Origin of the sequence: Burkholderia cepacia (assembly GCF_029962485.1) — a bacterium.
GTDB lineage: Bacteria > Pseudomonadota > Gammaproteobacteria > Burkholderiales > Burkholderiaceae > Burkholderia.
Genome location: NZ_CP073637.1, coordinates 325,339 through 338,079 on the forward strand (window position 1 = coordinate 325,339; position 12,741 = coordinate 338,079).

25 protein-coding genes are annotated in these 12,741 nt (G+C 59.6%); all 25 read left to right on the forward strand.

What is annotated here, in order from left to right; genetic code table 11:
- The first annotated feature begins 2 nt into the window (after window positions 1-2).
- The 25 genes from rplB (at window position 3) to rplQ (ending at window position 12,572) form a co-directional block, all read left to right on the forward strand.
- Complete coding sequence (rplB, locus tag KEC55_RS01430) at window positions 3-830, forward strand: 50S ribosomal protein L2 (protein ID WP_006482900.1); 828 nt, start codon at window positions 3-5, stop codon at window positions 828-830.
- 10 nt (window positions 831-840) lie between these two features.
- Window positions 841-1,116: a 30S ribosomal protein S19 gene (gene rpsS, locus KEC55_RS01435; RefSeq protein WP_004199273.1), complete on the forward strand. Its 276-nt coding sequence runs from the start codon at window positions 841-843 to the stop codon at window positions 1,114-1,116.
- A 12-nt stretch (window positions 1,117-1,128) separates the two neighbouring features.
- On the forward strand, window positions 1,129-1,458 hold the full coding sequence (gene rplV / locus KEC55_RS01440) for a 50S ribosomal protein L22 (RefSeq protein ID WP_004199272.1): 330 nt from the start codon (window positions 1,129-1,131) through the stop codon (window positions 1,456-1,458).
- 11 nt (window positions 1,459-1,469) lie between these two features.
- Window positions 1,470-2,270, forward strand: a complete 801-nt coding sequence (rpsC, locus tag KEC55_RS01445) for a 30S ribosomal protein S3 (protein ID WP_006482899.1) — start codon at window positions 1,470-1,472, stop codon at window positions 2,268-2,270.
- A gap of 2 nt (window positions 2,271-2,272) precedes the next feature.
- On the forward strand, window positions 2,273-2,689 hold the full coding sequence (gene rplP / locus KEC55_RS01450; protein WP_006752927.1) for a 50S ribosomal protein L16: 417 nt from the start codon (window positions 2,273-2,275) through the stop codon (window positions 2,687-2,689).
- A 9-nt stretch (window positions 2,690-2,698) separates the two neighbouring features.
- A complete protein-coding gene (rpmC, locus tag KEC55_RS01455) occupies window positions 2,699-2,893 on the forward strand; it encodes a 50S ribosomal protein L29 (protein WP_006400652.1) in 195 nt (64 codons plus the stop codon).
- Window positions 2,890-3,162 carry a 30S ribosomal protein S17 gene (gene rpsQ, locus KEC55_RS01460; protein ID WP_006752928.1) on the forward strand — a complete coding sequence of 91 codons (273 nt, stop codon included), beginning with the start codon at window positions 2,890-2,892 and terminating at the stop codon, window positions 3,160-3,162. Before rpmC ends, rpsQ begins: the two co-directional genes overlap by 4 nt.
- Before the next feature lie 309 nt (window positions 3,163-3,471).
- On the forward strand, window positions 3,472-3,840 hold the full coding sequence (gene rplN, locus KEC55_RS01465) for a 50S ribosomal protein L14 (protein ID WP_006752929.1): 369 nt from the start codon (window positions 3,472-3,474) through the stop codon (window positions 3,838-3,840).
- Between the two features lie 9 nt (window positions 3,841-3,849).
- Complete coding sequence (gene rplX, locus KEC55_RS01470) at window positions 3,850-4,164, forward strand: 50S ribosomal protein L24 (protein ID WP_282506432.1); 315 nt, start codon at window positions 3,850-3,852, stop codon at window positions 4,162-4,164.
- A gap of 16 nt (window positions 4,165-4,180) precedes the next feature.
- Entirely contained in the window at window positions 4,181-4,720 is a 540-nt protein-coding gene (gene rplE / locus KEC55_RS01475) for a 50S ribosomal protein L5 (protein ID WP_006477186.1), read from the forward strand.
- Between the two features lie 7 nt (window positions 4,721-4,727).
- Complete coding sequence (gene rpsN, locus KEC55_RS01480; protein ID WP_006482884.1) at window positions 4,728-5,033, forward strand: 30S ribosomal protein S14; 306 nt, start codon at window positions 4,728-4,730, stop codon at window positions 5,031-5,033.
- Window positions 5,034-5,047: 14 nt separating this feature from the next.
- Entirely contained in the window at window positions 5,048-5,443 is a 396-nt protein-coding gene (gene rpsH / locus KEC55_RS01485) for a 30S ribosomal protein S8 (RefSeq protein WP_006477185.1), read from the forward strand.
- Between the two features lie 18 nt (window positions 5,444-5,461).
- Window positions 5,462-5,992 carry a 50S ribosomal protein L6 gene (gene rplF / locus KEC55_RS01490; RefSeq protein WP_011350678.1) on the forward strand — a complete coding sequence of 177 codons (531 nt, stop codon included), beginning with the start codon at window positions 5,462-5,464 and terminating at the stop codon, window positions 5,990-5,992.
- A gap of 12 nt (window positions 5,993-6,004) precedes the next feature.
- Window positions 6,005-6,370, forward strand: a complete 366-nt coding sequence (gene rplR / locus KEC55_RS01495; protein ID WP_006477183.1) for a 50S ribosomal protein L18 — start codon at window positions 6,005-6,007, stop codon at window positions 6,368-6,370.
- A 14-nt stretch (window positions 6,371-6,384) separates the two neighbouring features.
- Window positions 6,385-6,903, forward strand: a complete 519-nt coding sequence (gene rpsE / locus KEC55_RS01500) for a 30S ribosomal protein S5 (protein ID WP_006752931.1) — start codon at window positions 6,385-6,387, stop codon at window positions 6,901-6,903.
- Window positions 6,904-6,918: 15 nt separating this feature from the next.
- Window positions 6,919-7,101, forward strand: a complete 183-nt coding sequence (rpmD, locus tag KEC55_RS01505) for a 50S ribosomal protein L30 (protein WP_006400644.1) — start codon at window positions 6,919-6,921, stop codon at window positions 7,099-7,101.
- Between the two features lie 26 nt (window positions 7,102-7,127).
- Window positions 7,128-7,562: a 50S ribosomal protein L15 gene (rplO, locus tag KEC55_RS01510; protein WP_006482880.1), complete on the forward strand. Its 435-nt coding sequence runs from the start codon at window positions 7,128-7,130 to the stop codon at window positions 7,560-7,562.
- Between the two features lie 42 nt (window positions 7,563-7,604).
- Entirely contained in the window at window positions 7,605-8,954 is a 1,350-nt protein-coding gene (gene secY / locus KEC55_RS01515; RefSeq protein ID WP_006482915.1) for a preprotein translocase subunit SecY, read from the forward strand.
- A gap of 5 nt (window positions 8,955-8,959) precedes the next feature.
- Window positions 8,960-9,178, forward strand: a complete 219-nt coding sequence (gene infA / locus KEC55_RS01520) for a translation initiation factor IF-1 (RefSeq protein ID WP_004521905.1) — start codon at window positions 8,960-8,962, stop codon at window positions 9,176-9,178.
- Between the two features lie 20 nt (window positions 9,179-9,198).
- The gene (gene rpmJ, locus KEC55_RS01525) at window positions 9,199-9,315 is read left to right on the forward strand and encodes a 50S ribosomal protein L36 (RefSeq protein ID WP_004199844.1); all 117 of its coding nucleotides are present in this window, start codon (window positions 9,199-9,201) and stop codon (window positions 9,313-9,315) included.
- Between the two features lie 38 nt (window positions 9,316-9,353).
- Complete coding sequence (gene rpsM, locus KEC55_RS01530; protein WP_006477178.1) at window positions 9,354-9,719, forward strand: 30S ribosomal protein S13; 366 nt, start codon at window positions 9,354-9,356, stop codon at window positions 9,717-9,719.
- Between the two features lie 28 nt (window positions 9,720-9,747).
- Window positions 9,748-10,149 (forward strand): 30S ribosomal protein S11, encoded by a 402-nt coding sequence (gene rpsK, locus KEC55_RS01535; RefSeq protein ID WP_004197937.1) that lies wholly within the window; start codon window positions 9,748-9,750, stop codon window positions 10,147-10,149.
- A 154-nt stretch (window positions 10,150-10,303) separates the two neighbouring features.
- Complete coding sequence (gene rpsD / locus KEC55_RS01540; protein WP_047899585.1) at window positions 10,304-10,927, forward strand: 30S ribosomal protein S4; 624 nt, start codon at window positions 10,304-10,306, stop codon at window positions 10,925-10,927.
- Between the two features lie 124 nt (window positions 10,928-11,051).
- Window positions 11,052-12,029, forward strand: a complete 978-nt coding sequence (locus KEC55_RS01545) for a DNA-directed RNA polymerase subunit alpha (protein WP_006477176.1) — start codon at window positions 11,052-11,054, stop codon at window positions 12,027-12,029.
- A 147-nt stretch (window positions 12,030-12,176) separates the two neighbouring features.
- Window positions 12,177-12,572, forward strand: a complete 396-nt coding sequence (rplQ, locus tag KEC55_RS01550; RefSeq protein ID WP_006477175.1) for a 50S ribosomal protein L17 — start codon at window positions 12,177-12,179, stop codon at window positions 12,570-12,572.
- The last annotated feature ends 169 nt before the right edge of the window (window positions 12,573-12,741 follow it).

The window sequence follows — 12,741 nt, forward strand, 5'->3', positions numbered from 1 at the left end:
TCATGGCAATCGTTAAAGTTAAGCCGACATCGCCGGGTCGCCGCGCGATGGTCAAGGTGGTCAACAAGAACCTGCACCAGGGCAAGCCGTTCGCGGCACTGCTCGACTCGCAGAGCTCGACCGCCGGCCGTAACAACAACGGTCGTATCACCACGCGTCACAAGGGTGGTGGTCACAAGCAGCACTATCGTATCGTCGATTTCCGTCGCACGAAGGATGGCATTCCGGCAAAGGTCGAACGTCTCGAGTACGACCCGAACCGTAGCGCGAACATCGCGCTGGTGCTCTACGCAGACGGCGAGCGTCGCTACATCATCGCCCCGAAGGGCCTGACGGTCGGCCAACAGCTGATGTCGGGTTCGGAAGCGCCGATCCGTGCAGGCAACACGCTGCCGATCCGCAACATTCCGGTCGGTACGACGATCCACTGCATCGAGATGCTGCCGGGCAAGGGCGCGCAAATGGCGCGTTCGGCTGGTACGTCGGCCATGCTGCTCGCACGTGAAGGCGTCTACGCGCAGGTTCGTCTGCGTTCGGGCGAAATCCGCCGCGTGCACATCGAGTGCCGTGCAACGATCGGTGAAGTCGGCAACGAAGAGCATAGCCTGCGCCAGATCGGCAAGGCTGGCGCGAACCGCTGGCGCGGTATCCGCCCGACGGTGCGTGGCGTTGCGATGAACCCGGTTGATCACCCGCACGGTGGTGGTGAGGGCAAGACGGCTGCAGGTCGCGATCCGGTTAGCCCGTGGGGTACGCCGGCTAAGGGTTATCGCACCCGTAGCAACAAGCGCACGACGACGATGATCGTCCAGCGCCGTCACAAGCGTTAAGGAGTAGGCAATGGCACGTTCTGTTAAAAAAGGTCCGTTCTGCGACGCCCATTTGCTGAAGAAAGTTGAGGCGGCTGCAGCTTCGCGCGACAAAAAGCCGATCAAGACCTGGTCGCGTCGCTCGACGATTCTGCCGGATTTCATCGGCCTGACGATCGCTGTTCACAACGGCCGTCAACACGTTCCGGTGTACATCTCGGAAAACATGGTCGGCCACAAGCTTGGCGAGTTCGCACTGACCCGTACGTTCAAGGGTCACGCAGCCGACAAGAAGGCCAAGAAATAAGGGGCAATCAAGATGGAAGTGAAAGCAATTCATCGCGGTGCCCGCATCTCGGCGCAAAAAACGCGCCTTGTGGCTGACCAGATCCGCGGTTTGCCGGTCGACAAGGCGCTGAACGTTCTGACGTTCTCGCCGAAGAAGGCGGCTGGCATCGTGAAGAAGGTTGTGCTGTCGGCAATCGCGAATGCGGAGCACAACGAAGGCGCCGATATCGACGAGCTCAAGATCAAGAGCATCTACGTCGACAAGGCTGCATCGCTCAAGCGTTTCACCGCGCGCGCCAAGGGCCGCGGTAACCGCATCGAGAAGCAATCCTGTCACATCACTGTGACGGTCGGGAATTAAGGAGCCATACGATGGGACAGAAAATTCATCCGACTGGCTTCCGCCTGGCTGTCAGCCGTAATTGGGCTTCGCGTTGGTACGCGAACAACAACAATTTCGCGGCGATGCTGCAGGAAGACATCGGTGTTCGTGAATACCTGAAGAAGAAGCTGAAGAACGCTTCGGTCGGTCGGGTCGTCATCGAGCGTCCGGCGAAGAACGCGCGCATCACGATTTACAGCTCGCGTCCGGGTGTTGTCATCGGCAAGAAGGGCGAGGATATCGAGCAGCTGAAGACGGAACTGCAACGCCGCATGGGCGTTCCGGTTCACGTCAACATCGAAGAAATCCGCAAGCCGGAAACCGATGCTCAGCTGATCGCTGACTCGATCACGCAACAGCTCGAGCGCCGGATCATGTTCCGTCGCGCGATGAAGCGTGCGATGCAGAACGCGATGCGTCTGGGTGCTCAAGGCATCAAGATCATGAGCGCGGGCCGTCTGAACGGTATCGAAATCGCTCGTACGGAGTGGTATCGCGAAGGTCGCGTGCCGCTTCACACGCTGCGTGCCGATATCGACTACGCGACTTCGGAAGCGAAGACGACTTACGGGATCATCGGCGTCAAGGTGTGGGTCTACAAGGGCGATACGCTCGGCCGCAACGACGCACCGGTGGTGGAAGAAGTAGCCGAAGACAAGCGTCCGCGTCGCAATGCGCGTCCGGGCGACCGTCGTCCGCGCCGTGATGGCGAAGGCGGCGCTCCGGGTGCTCGTCGTGGCGCACCGCGCCGTGGCGCCGGCAAGCCCGAAGACGGCAAGACTGGAGAATAACGATGCTGCAACCGAAACGCAGAAAGTATCGTAAAGAGCAGAAGGGTCGTAACACCGGCAAGGCGACGCGCGGTAACGCAGTGTCGTTCGGTGACTTCGGCCTGAAGGCTATCGGTCGCGGTCGTTTGACCGCACGCCAGATTGAAGCGGCGCGTCGTGCAATGACGCGTCACATTAAGCGTGGCGGCCGCATCTGGATCCGGATCTTCCCGGACAAGCCGATTTCGCAGAAGCCGGCCGAAGTACGTATGGGTAACGGTAAGGGTAACCCGGAGTACTACGTCGCCGAGATTCAGCCGGGCAAGATGCTCTATGAAATGGACGGCGTAACCGAAGAACTGGCACGCGAAGCGTTCCGTCTGGCTGCAGCCAAGCTGCCGCTGAAGACGGCATTCATCGTGCGCCAGCTCGGCGCCTAAGGAGAAAACATGAAGGCTTCCGAACTTCTCCAGAAAGACCAGGCCGCGCTCAACAAGGAGCTGGCGGACCTGCTGAAGGCGCAATTCGGCCTGCGCATGCAACTCGCGACCCAGCAGCTCACGAACACGAGCCAGCTGAAGAAGGTTCGTCGCGACATCGCACGTGTGCGGACCGTCATGACTCAGAAGGCGAACCAGAAATGAACGATAGCGTGAAAACCTCGCTGAAGCGGACGCTGGTCGGTCGGGTCGTCAGCAACAAGATGGACAAGACCGTCACCGTGCTGATCGAGCACCGCGTCAAGCATCCGATCTACGGCAAGTATGTCGTGCGCTCGAAGAAGTACCATGCGCATGACGAAGCGAACACCTGCAACGAAGGCGATCTCGTCGAAATCCAGGAAACTCGTCCTGTTTCGAAGACGAAGGCCTGGACGGTGTCGCGCCTCGTCGAAGCCGCTCGCGTCATCTAAGCGGGCAGCGCAGTAGGCAGTAACGGGCACTTCTCCACGAAGTGCTTGAAATCGCAAAGTTTTTGCTTGCGTGACCAGGATTATTTGTTATAATCCTGGTCTTCCCTCTTTATGGGAGCCCCGTCGCGGGCGAAGTTGGTGGGGGAAGCGGACTGGCGCCTGCCTGTCCGAAAGATTCACCGAATTGCGATGGCGGGTTTCGTTTGCCGTCGCTGCTGTTCCAACCCAAGCAGCCGATTGGCTGACGGGACCAAGACTGACCGAATGCATCATGGTGGTGCATCCGGATTAAGTTGGGAAAGACAAACCATGATCCAGACCGAATCTCGGCTCGAAGTAGCCGACAACACGGGTGCACGTGAAGTCATGTGCATCAAGGTGCTCGGCGGCTCGAAGCGTCGTTATGCCGGCATTGGCGACATCATCAAGGTGACCGTCAAAGAGGCAACGCCGCGCGGGCGCGTGAAGAAAGGCGAAATTTACAACGCCGTGGTGGTCCGCACCGCCAAGGGCGTGCGCCGTCAAGACGGCTCGCTGATCAAGTTCGACGGCAACGCCGCTGTGCTTTTGAATAACAAGCTCGAGCCGATCGGCACCCGTATCTTCGGGCCGGTGACGCGTGAGCTGCGTAGCGAACGATTCATGAAGATCGTTTCGCTGGCGCCGGAAGTGCTGTAAGGAGTCGCGATGAACAAGATTCGCAAGGGTGACGAAGTCATCGTCGTCACTGGCAAGGACAAGGACAAGGGCAAGCGCGGCGTCGTGCTGGCTGTCGGTGCTGAACATGTGACGGTTGAAGGTATCAACCTCGTCAAGAAGCATGTGAAGCCGAACCCGATGAAGGGTACGACGGGTGGCGTGGAAGCGAAGACGATGCCCCTGCATATTTCGAACGTCGCACTGGTCGACGCGAATGGCAAGGCGTCGCGTGTTGGCATCAAGGTCGAGGAAGGCAAGAAGGTTCGCTTCCTGAAGACGACCGGTGCCGTACTGAGCGCCTGACGCAGCGGAGTAAAAAATGGCTCGTTTTCAAGAGTTTTACAAAGAAAAGGTTGTGCCCGGCCTGATCGAGAAGTTCGGTTACAAGTCGGTCATGGAAGTGCCGCGCATCACCAAGATCACGCTGAACATGGGTCTTGGCGAAGCGATCGCTGACAAGAAGATCATCGAGAACGCCGTTGGCGACCTCACGAAGATCGCCGGCCAGAAGCCGGTCGTCACGAAGGCTCGCAAGGCAATCGCAGGCTTCAAGATCCGCCAGGGTTACCCGATCGGCGCGATGGTGACGCTGCGTGGCCAAGCGATGTACGAATTCCTCGACCGTTTCGTAACGGTTGCCCTGCCCCGCGTGCGAGATTTCCGCGGCGTGTCGGGTCGTGCTTTCGATGGCCGTGGCAACTACAACATCGGTGTGAAAGAGCAGATCATTTTCCCCGAAATCGACTACGACAAGATCGACGCACTGCGTGGGCTGAACATCAGCATCACGACGACTGCGAAGACCGACGACGAAGCAAAGGCTCTGCTCGCCAGCTTCAAGTTCCCGTTCAGAAACTGAGGTTACCGTGGCTAAACTGGCACTGATCGAACGTGAAAAGAAGCGCGCCCGCCTGGTCGCGAAGTTCGCAGCAAAGCGCGAAGCGCTGAAGGCGATCGTCGAAGACCAAAGCAAGTCGGAAGAAGAGCGCTACGAAGCACGCCTTGAGCTGCAGCAACTGCCCCGCAACGCAAACCCGACCCGCCAGCGTAACCGCTGCGCGATCACGGGCCGTCCGCGTGGCACGTTCCGTAAATTCGGCCTCGCGCGTAACAAGATTCGTGAAATCGCATTCCGTGGCGAGATTCCTGGCCTGACCAAGGCGAGCTGGTAATAGGAGAAACGTAAATGAGCATGAGTGATCCTATCGCCGATATGCTGACTCGCATCCGCAACGCGCAGATGGTCGAGAAGGTATCGGTTGCGATGCCCTCGTCGAAGGTCAAGGTTGCAATCGCGCAAGTCCTCAAGGACGAAGGTTATATCGACGATTTCGCCGTGAAGGCGGAAGGTGCGAAGTCCGAACTGAATATCGCGCTGAAGTACTACGCAGGTCGCCCGGTCATCGAACGCCTCGAGCGCGTTTCGAAGCCTGGTCTGCGCGTGTACCGCGGCCGTAACGACATTCCGCAGGTCATGAACGGCCTCGGCGTGGCTATCGTGTCGACGCCGAAGGGCGTGATGACTGATCGCAAGGCGCGCGCTACCGGCGTCGGCGGCGAAGTCATCTGCTACGTCGCTTAAAGCCGAGGAGAGAGAAACATGTCTCGAGTAGGTAAGAGCCCGATCGCGCTGCAAGGCGCGGAAGTCAAGCTGGCCGACGGTGCTATCACCGTCAAGGGCCCGCTGGGCACCATCACGCAAGCGATCAATCCGCTCGTGAACGTGGCGAACAACGACGGCACGCTGAATCTGGCGCCGGTCGACGAAAGCCGCGAAGCAAATGCACTGTCGGGCACGATGCGCGCGATTATCGCGAATGCCGTGCACGGCGTGACCAAGGGTTTCGAGCGCAAGCTGACGCTGGTTGGCGTCGGTTACCGTGCGCAAGCGCAAGGCGACAAGCTGAACCTGTCGCTGGGTTTCTCGCACCCGGTGGTGCACCAGATGCCGGAAGGCGTCAAGGCTGAAACCCCGACGCAAACCGAAATCGTGATCAAGGGGATCAACAAGCAACAAGTCGGTCAAGTGGCTGCGGAAGTCCGCGGTTACCGTCCGCCGGAGCCCTACAAGGGCAAGGGCGTGCGTTATTCCGACGAGGTTGTGATCCTCAAAGAAACGAAGAAGAAGTAAGGGTGCGCAATCATGGATAAGACTCAATCTCGCCTGCGCCGCGCTCGCCAGACGCGTATCAAGATCGCTGAGCTGCAGGTCGCGCGTCTCGCCGTGCATCGCACGAACACGCACATCTACGCTCAAGTGTTCTCGCCCTGCGGCACCAAGGTGCTCGCCAGCGCGTCGACGCTCGAAGCTGAAGTGCGCGCCGAGCTCGCTGACAAGTCGGGCAAGGGCGGCAACGTTAATGCTGCGACGCTGATCGGCAAGCGTATTGCCGAGAAGGCAAAGGCCGCCGGCATCGAATCCGTCGCCTTCGACCGCTCGGGCTTCCGCTACCATGGCCGCGTCAAGGCGCTGGCTGAGGCAGCTCGCGAAGCTGGGCTCAAGTTCTAAGGAAGGAATTCGTCATGGCAAAGATGCAAGCGAAAGTTCAGGCTGACGAGCGCGACGACGGCCTTCGTGAAAAGATGATTTCGGTCAATCGCGTGACCAAGGTCGTGAAGGGTGGCCGTATTCTCGGCTTCGCCGCACTGACCGTGGTTGGCGACGGTGATGGCCGCATCGGTATGGGCAAGGGCAAGGCGAAGGAAGTGCCGGTCGCTGTCCAGAAGGCAATGGAACAAGCTCGCCGCAACATGTTCAAGGTGCCGCTCAAGAACGGCACGCTGCAGCACGAAGTGCACGGCAAGCACGGTGCATCCGCTGTCCTCCTCGCTCCGGCGAAGGCAGGTACGGGCGTGATCGCCGGCGGCCCGATGCGCGCAGTGTTCGACGTGATGGGCGTTCAGAACGTCGTGGCGAAGAGCCACGGTTCGACGAACCCGTACAACCTCGTTCGCGCCACGCTGGACGGCCTGCGCAAGCAGTCGACCCCGGCAGACATCGCGGCGAAGCGCGGCAAGTCCGTCGAAGATATTTTGGGCTAAGCCCGGGTGGTCACCATGTCTGAAAAAACTGTCAAGGTTCAGCTCGTTAAGAGCCTGATCGGGACCCGCGAATCGCACCGCGCGACCGTGCGTGGCCTGGGCCTGCGCCGACTCAACTCGGTCAGCGAGCTCCAGGACACGCCGGCGGTCCGCGGCATGATCAACAAGGTCTCGTACCTCGTTAAGGTCATCGCGTAAGCGGCCCTACGGATCAAGGAGTTGATATGGAATTGAATAACCTGAAGCCGGCCGCTGGTGCCAAGCACGCCAAGCGTCGCGTCGGTCGTGGCATCGGTTCGGGCCTCGGCAAGACGGCTGGCCGTGGTCACAAGGGTCAGAAATCGCGTTCGGGCGGCTTCCACAAAGTCGGTTTCGAAGGCGGTCAGATGCCGCTGCAACGTCGTCTGCCGAAGCGCGGCTTCACGTCGCTGACGAAGGAATTCGTCGGTGAAGTGCGCCTGGGCGACCTCGAGAAGCTGCCGGTCGACGAGATCGATCTGCTCGCACTGAAGCAAGCCGGCCTGGTCGGCGAGCTGACGAAGAGCGCAAAGATCATCGCGACGGGCGAACTGAAGCGCAAGATCGTCGTGAAGGGTCTCGGTGCCACCAAGGGTGCGCGCGCTGCGATCGAAGCGGCTGGCGGTTCGTTCGCCGAGTGACACGCGTAGCGCGTCGTCACTTGCATTCATCGGAGAAGGTACTTGGCTAACAGCCCGAGTCTTGCAAAACCCGGTCGAAGCACGGCGAAATTCGGCGATCTGCGTCGGCGAGCGATGTTCCTGCTCCTGGCGCTGATCGTCTATCGCATCGGCGCGCACATCCCCGTGCCGGGCATCGATCCGGATCAACTGGCTAAGCTGTTCCAGAGCCAGGCGGGCGGCATCCTGGGCATGTTCAACATGTTCTCGGGTGGCGCGCTTTCCCGCTTCACGATCTTTGCGCTGGGGATCATGCCGTACATCTCGGCGTCGATCATCATGCAGTTGCTGGCGATCGTATCGCCGCAGCTCGAGGCGCTGAAGAAGGAAGGGCAGGCAGGGCAACGGAAGATCACGCAGTACACGCGGTACTTCACCGTGGTGCTCGCGACCTTCCAGGCGTTCGGTATCGCGGCTGCGCTGGAAAACCAGCCGGGCCTCGTCACCGATCCCGGCATGCTGTTCCGTCTGACGACGGTCGTGACGCTGGTTACCGGTACGATGTTCCTGATGTGGCTCGGCGAGCAGATTACCGAGCGTGGTCTGGGCAACGGTATCTCGATCATCATCTTCGGCGGGATCGCAGCAGGGTTCCCGAATGCCGTGGGTGGGTTGTTCGAGCTGGTGCGTACGGGTTCGATGAGCATCATTTCGGCGATCATCATCGTCGTTCTGATTGCCGCGGTGACTTACCTGGTCGTGTTCATCGAACGCGGTCAGCGCAAGATCCTCGTGAACTACGCGAAACGCCAGGTCGGCAACAAGATCTACGGTGGGCAGTCGTCGCATCTGCCGCTGAAGTTGAACATGTCGGGCGTGATTCCGCCGATCTTCGCATCGTCGATCATTCTGTTCCCGGCAACGATTCTCGGCTGGTTCAGTACCGGTCAGCCGACGGGAAGCTGGATTTCCAATACGTTGCATAACGTAGCGGAAGCGCTGAAGCCGGGCCAGCCGGTCTATGTGCTGCTGTACACGCTGGCGATCGTGTTTTTCTGCTTCTTCTACACCGCTCTGGTGTTCAATAGCAGGGAAACCGCGGACAACCTGAAGAAGAGCGGCGCGTTTGTTCCGGGCATCCGTCCGGGCGATCAAACCGCACGATATATCGACCGCATCCTCACGCGTCTGACGCTGGCCGGTGCGATCTACATCGTCTTCGTGTGTCTGCTGCCGGAATTTCTGGTGCTGCGCTGGAACGTGCCGTTTTATTTTGGTGGAACGTCGCTGCTGATCATTGTCGTCGTCACGATGGACTTTATGGCGCAGGTGCAGTCGTACGTTATGTCGCAACAGTATGAGTCACTGCTCAAGAAGGCGAACTTCAAGGGCGGCAACATCCCGATGCGTTAAGGACTATGGCCAAAGACGATGTAATCCAGATGCAGGGCGAGGTGATTGAAAACCTCCCGAATGCGACCTTCCGTGTGAAGCTGGAAAACGGCCATGTCGTGTTGGGACATATTTCCGGAAAGATGCGGATGCACTACATCCGCATCCTGCCGGGCGACAAGGTGACGGTTGAGTTGACGCCTTACGATCTGTCTCGTGCGCGGATCGTGTTCCGGGCGAAGTGATTTGAAAAAAGGGTATTATCATGAAAGTGATGGCATCGGTTAAGCGCATTTGCCGCAATTGCAAGATCATCAAGCGCAAAGGCGTCGTTCGCGTGATCTGCAGCTCGGATCCGCGCCACAAGCAGCGCCAAGGCTGACCGCGCGTTTGTTTGCGCTTTTTGTTTGAGGAAAAACAATGGCTCGTATCGCAGGGGTTAACATCCCGAATCACCAGCACACCGAGATTGGCCTGACGGCTATCTTTGGTGTCGGCCGCACCCGTTCGCGCAGCATCTGCGTGGCAGCTGGCGTCGATTTTTCGAAGAAGGTCAAGGATCTGACCGACGCAGACCTGGAAAAGCTGCGTGAAGAAGTGGGCAAGTTTGTCGTCGAAGGCGATCTGCGCCGTGAAGTGACGATGAACATCAAGCGCCTGATGGACCTCGGTTGCTACCGTGGCGTCCGTCATCGCAAGGGCCTGCCGATGCGCGGTCAGCGTACGCGTACGAACGCACGTACCCGTAAGGGTCCGCGTCGTGCAGCGCAAGCGCTGAAGAAGTAAGCGGAACTGACAGTTACAGGAAAACGTAATGGCTAAGGCTTCGAATACCGCGGCGCAACGCGTTCGCAAAAAGGTTAAGAAGAACGTCGCTGAAGGCGTGGTTCACGTTCACGCGTCGTTCAACAACACGATCATCACGATCACCGATCGCCAAGGCAACGCTCTGGCATGGGCGACGTCGGGCGGTCAGGGCTTCAAGGGCTCGCGCAAATCGACGCCGTTCGCTGCTCAGGTCGCAGCCGAGTCGGCTGGCCGCGTCGCGATGGAATACGGCGTGAAGAATCTGGAAGTGCGGATCAAGGGCCCGGGCCCGGGTCGTGAGTCGGCAGTGCGCGCACTGCACGGCCTCGGCATCAAGATCACCGCGATTTCGGACGTCACCCCGATTCCGCACAACGGCTGCCGCCCGCCGAAGCGTCGTCGTATCTAAGAATGTGCTGGCACGTTCGTGCTAGCGCATTGCCTGTCGCCGCTCAGCGTCGACGGGCGTTGCTTTTTTGATTGACTAAGCCCACCGTTCGCCCCAAAGGGAGCGGACTAGCGCGGATTTTGATCCGCGTGACTGATTGATAAAGGAATGCAAAGTGGCACGTTATATCGGCCCCAAAGCCAAGCTGTCCCGCCGTGAAGGCACCGACCTGTTCCTGAAGAGCGCACGCCGCTCGCTCGCCGACAAGTGCAAGCTCGACAGCAAGCCGGGTCAGCACGGCCGTACCTCGGGCGCACGTACGTCCGACTACGGTACGCAGCTGCGTGAAAAGCAGAAGGTCAAGCGCATCTACGGCGTGCTGGAGCGTCAGTTCCGCCGCTACTTCGCCGAAGCCGACCGCCGCAAGGGCAACACGGGTGAAAACCTGCTGCAACTGCTCGAGTCGCGCCTCGACAACGTCGTGTATCGCATGGGCTTCGGCTCGACCCGCGCTGAAGCGCGTCAGCTGGTGAGCCACAAGTCGATCACCGTGAACGGCGTCGTCGCAAACGTCCCGTCGCAGCAAGTGAAGGCAGGTGACGTCGTCGCGATCCGCGAAAAGGCGAAGAAGCAAGCGCGTATCGTCGAAGCGCTGTCGCTGGCCGAGCAAGGCGGCATGCCGAGCTGGGTTGCAGTCGATGCGAAGAAGTTCGAAGGCACGTTCAAGCAAATGCCGGAACGCGTTGAGATCGCAGGCGACATCAACGAAAGCCTGATCGTCGAATTGTATTCGCGTTAATCCGATTGACGGCCGAGGTACCCCGATTGCGTTGCGCAAGGAGGGGCCTCGGCTGTTTATTTTCTGGTTGTTACCGGTCAGCCTTATCGGTGTAACGAGCCGAGGGTATTGAAAAGGAAAGCCCATGCAAACCAGTTTGCTGAAACCCAAGATCATCGCCGTGGAATCGCTTGGCGAGAACCACGCGAGGGTGGTCATGGAACCGTTCGAACGCGGTTACGGCCATACCTTGGGCAATGCGCTTCGCCGCGTGCTGCTGTCGTCGATGGTTGGCTACGCGCCGACCGAAGTCACGATCGCAGGCGTGGTGCACGAGTACTCGACGCTGGATGGCGTGCAGGAAGACGTCGTCAACCTGCTGCTGAACCTGAAGGGCGTGGTGTTCAAGCTGCATAACCGTGACGAAGTGACGGTTACGCTGCGCAAGGAAGGTGAAGGCGTTGTCACGGCCGGCGATATCGAGCTGGCCCACGATTGCGAAGTCATCAACCCGAATCACGTGATTGCGCACCTGTCGAAGGGCGGCAAGCTCGACGTTCAGATCAAGATCGAAAAGGGTCGCGGCTATGTGCCCGGCAACGTCCGTCGCTACGGCGAAGACACGGCCAAGATCATCGGCCGCATCGTCCTCGACGCATCGTTCTCGCCGGTTCGCCGCGTGAGCTACGCTGTCGAGAGCGCACGTGTCGAGCAGCGTACCGACCTCGACAAGCTCGTGATGAACATCGAAACGAGCGGTGTGATCACGCCGGAAGAAGCGATCCGTCAATCGGCTCGCATCCTGGTCGACCAGCTGTCCGTGTTCGCGGCGCTGGAAGGCACGGAAACGGCAGCCGAAGCGCCGTCGCGCGCTCCGCAGATCGACCCGATCCTGCTGCGTCCGGTGGACGATCTCGAGCTGACGGTTCGTTCGGCGAACTGCCTGAAGGCCGAGAACATCTACTACATCGGCGATCTGATCCAGCGCACGGAAAACGAGCTGCTGAAGACGCCGAACCTCGGTCGCAAGTCGCTCAACGAGATCAAGGAAGTGCTTGCTTCGCGCGGTCTCACGCTGGGCATGAAGCTCGAAAACTGGCCGCCGGCTGGTCTCGACAAGTAAGCCCGCTTGTAGCGCTGCTGTTGCTGTAGTTGGCAAAGATGCGGATTTTCCTTTAAAATCCGCATCTTGCTTTTTTCGCTACCGGCCCGTGCACCCTCGAGGTGCGATAGAAGAGCTGGATCAAAACTTTGAATCAAGGAAACTGAAATGCGCCATCGTCATGGTCTGCGGAAACTGAACCGCACGAGCAGCCACCGTCTGGCTATGCTCCGTAACATGTCCAACTCGCTGATCGAGCACGAAGTCATCAAGACGACGCTGCCGAAGGCGAAGGAACTCCGTAAAGTCGTCGAGCCGCTGATCACGCTCGGCAAGAAGCCGTCGCTGGCAAACCGTCGCCTGGCGTTCAACCGCCTGCGCGATCGTGACTCGGTCGCGAAGCTGTTCGACGTCCTCGGTCCGCGTTTCGCGAACCGTCCGGGCGGCTACCTGCGCGTGCTGAAGTTCGGCTTCCGCGTGGGCGACAACGCACCGATGGCACTGGTCGAACTGCTCGACCGTCCGGAAGTCGACGAAACGGAAAACGTGCAAGAAGCTGAGTAAGCTTCCGGTACGCTGCAGTATCTGAAAAGGGCCGAGCGATTGCTTGGCCCTTTTTGTTTTTGAGGCGCCGGCTGCGATCGATTGTCGCAGGCCGGCGCCGGCAGCATTGCGCGGGCTGCGCTACGATACGGGCAGCCGGCGTGATCCGAGGATATGCAATTCGCGCCGG

Bases quoted from the DNA above. Each gene is read 5' to 3' on its own strand.
- rplB (WP_006482900.1), top strand. From the start codon at position 3: ATGGCAATCGTTAAAGTTAAGCCGACATCGCCGGGTCGCCGCGCGATG.
- rpsS (WP_004199273.1), top strand. From the start codon at position 841: ATGGCACGTTCTGTTAAAAAAGGTCCGTTCTGCGACGCCCATTTGCTG.
- rplV (WP_004199272.1), top strand. From the start codon at position 1,129: ATGGAAGTGAAAGCAATTCATCGCGGTGCCCGCATCTCGGCGCAAAAA.
- rpsC (WP_006482899.1), top strand. From the start codon at position 1,470: ATGGGACAGAAAATTCATCCGACTGGCTTCCGCCTGGCTGTCAGCCGT.
- rplP (WP_006752927.1), top strand. From the start codon at position 2,273: ATGCTGCAACCGAAACGCAGAAAGTATCGTAAAGAGCAGAAGGGTCGT.
- rpmC (WP_006400652.1), top strand. From the start codon at position 2,699: ATGAAGGCTTCCGAACTTCTCCAGAAAGACCAGGCCGCGCTCAACAAG.
- rpsQ (WP_006752928.1), top strand. From the start codon at position 2,890: ATGAACGATAGCGTGAAAACCTCGCTGAAGCGGACGCTGGTCGGTCGG.
- rplN (WP_006752929.1), top strand. From the start codon at position 3,472: ATGATCCAGACCGAATCTCGGCTCGAAGTAGCCGACAACACGGGTGCA.
- rplX (WP_282506432.1), top strand. From the start codon at position 3,850: ATGAACAAGATTCGCAAGGGTGACGAAGTCATCGTCGTCACTGGCAAG.
- rplE (WP_006477186.1), top strand. From the start codon at position 4,181: ATGGCTCGTTTTCAAGAGTTTTACAAAGAAAAGGTTGTGCCCGGCCTG.
- rpsH (WP_006477185.1), top strand. From the start codon at position 5,048: ATGAGCATGAGTGATCCTATCGCCGATATGCTGACTCGCATCCGCAAC.
- rplF (WP_011350678.1), top strand. From the start codon at position 5,462: ATGTCTCGAGTAGGTAAGAGCCCGATCGCGCTGCAAGGCGCGGAAGTC.
- rplR (WP_006477183.1), top strand. From the start codon at position 6,005: ATGGATAAGACTCAATCTCGCCTGCGCCGCGCTCGCCAGACGCGTATC.
- rpsE (WP_006752931.1), top strand. From the start codon at position 6,385: ATGGCAAAGATGCAAGCGAAAGTTCAGGCTGACGAGCGCGACGACGGC.
- rpmD (WP_006400644.1), top strand. From the start codon at position 6,919: ATGTCTGAAAAAACTGTCAAGGTTCAGCTCGTTAAGAGCCTGATCGGG.
- rplO (WP_006482880.1), top strand. From the start codon at position 7,128: ATGGAATTGAATAACCTGAAGCCGGCCGCTGGTGCCAAGCACGCCAAG.
- infA (WP_004521905.1), top strand. From the start codon at position 8,960: ATGGCCAAAGACGATGTAATCCAGATGCAGGGCGAGGTGATTGAAAAC.
- rpmJ (WP_004199844.1), top strand. From the start codon at position 9,199: ATGAAAGTGATGGCATCGGTTAAGCGCATTTGCCGCAATTGCAAGATC.
- rpsM (WP_006477178.1), top strand. From the start codon at position 9,354: ATGGCTCGTATCGCAGGGGTTAACATCCCGAATCACCAGCACACCGAG.
- rpsK (WP_004197937.1), top strand. From the start codon at position 9,748: ATGGCTAAGGCTTCGAATACCGCGGCGCAACGCGTTCGCAAAAAGGTT.
- KEC55_RS01545 (WP_006477176.1), top strand. From the start codon at position 11,052: ATGCAAACCAGTTTGCTGAAACCCAAGATCATCGCCGTGGAATCGCTT.
- rplQ (WP_006477175.1), top strand. From the start codon at position 12,177: ATGCGCCATCGTCATGGTCTGCGGAAACTGAACCGCACGAGCAGCCAC.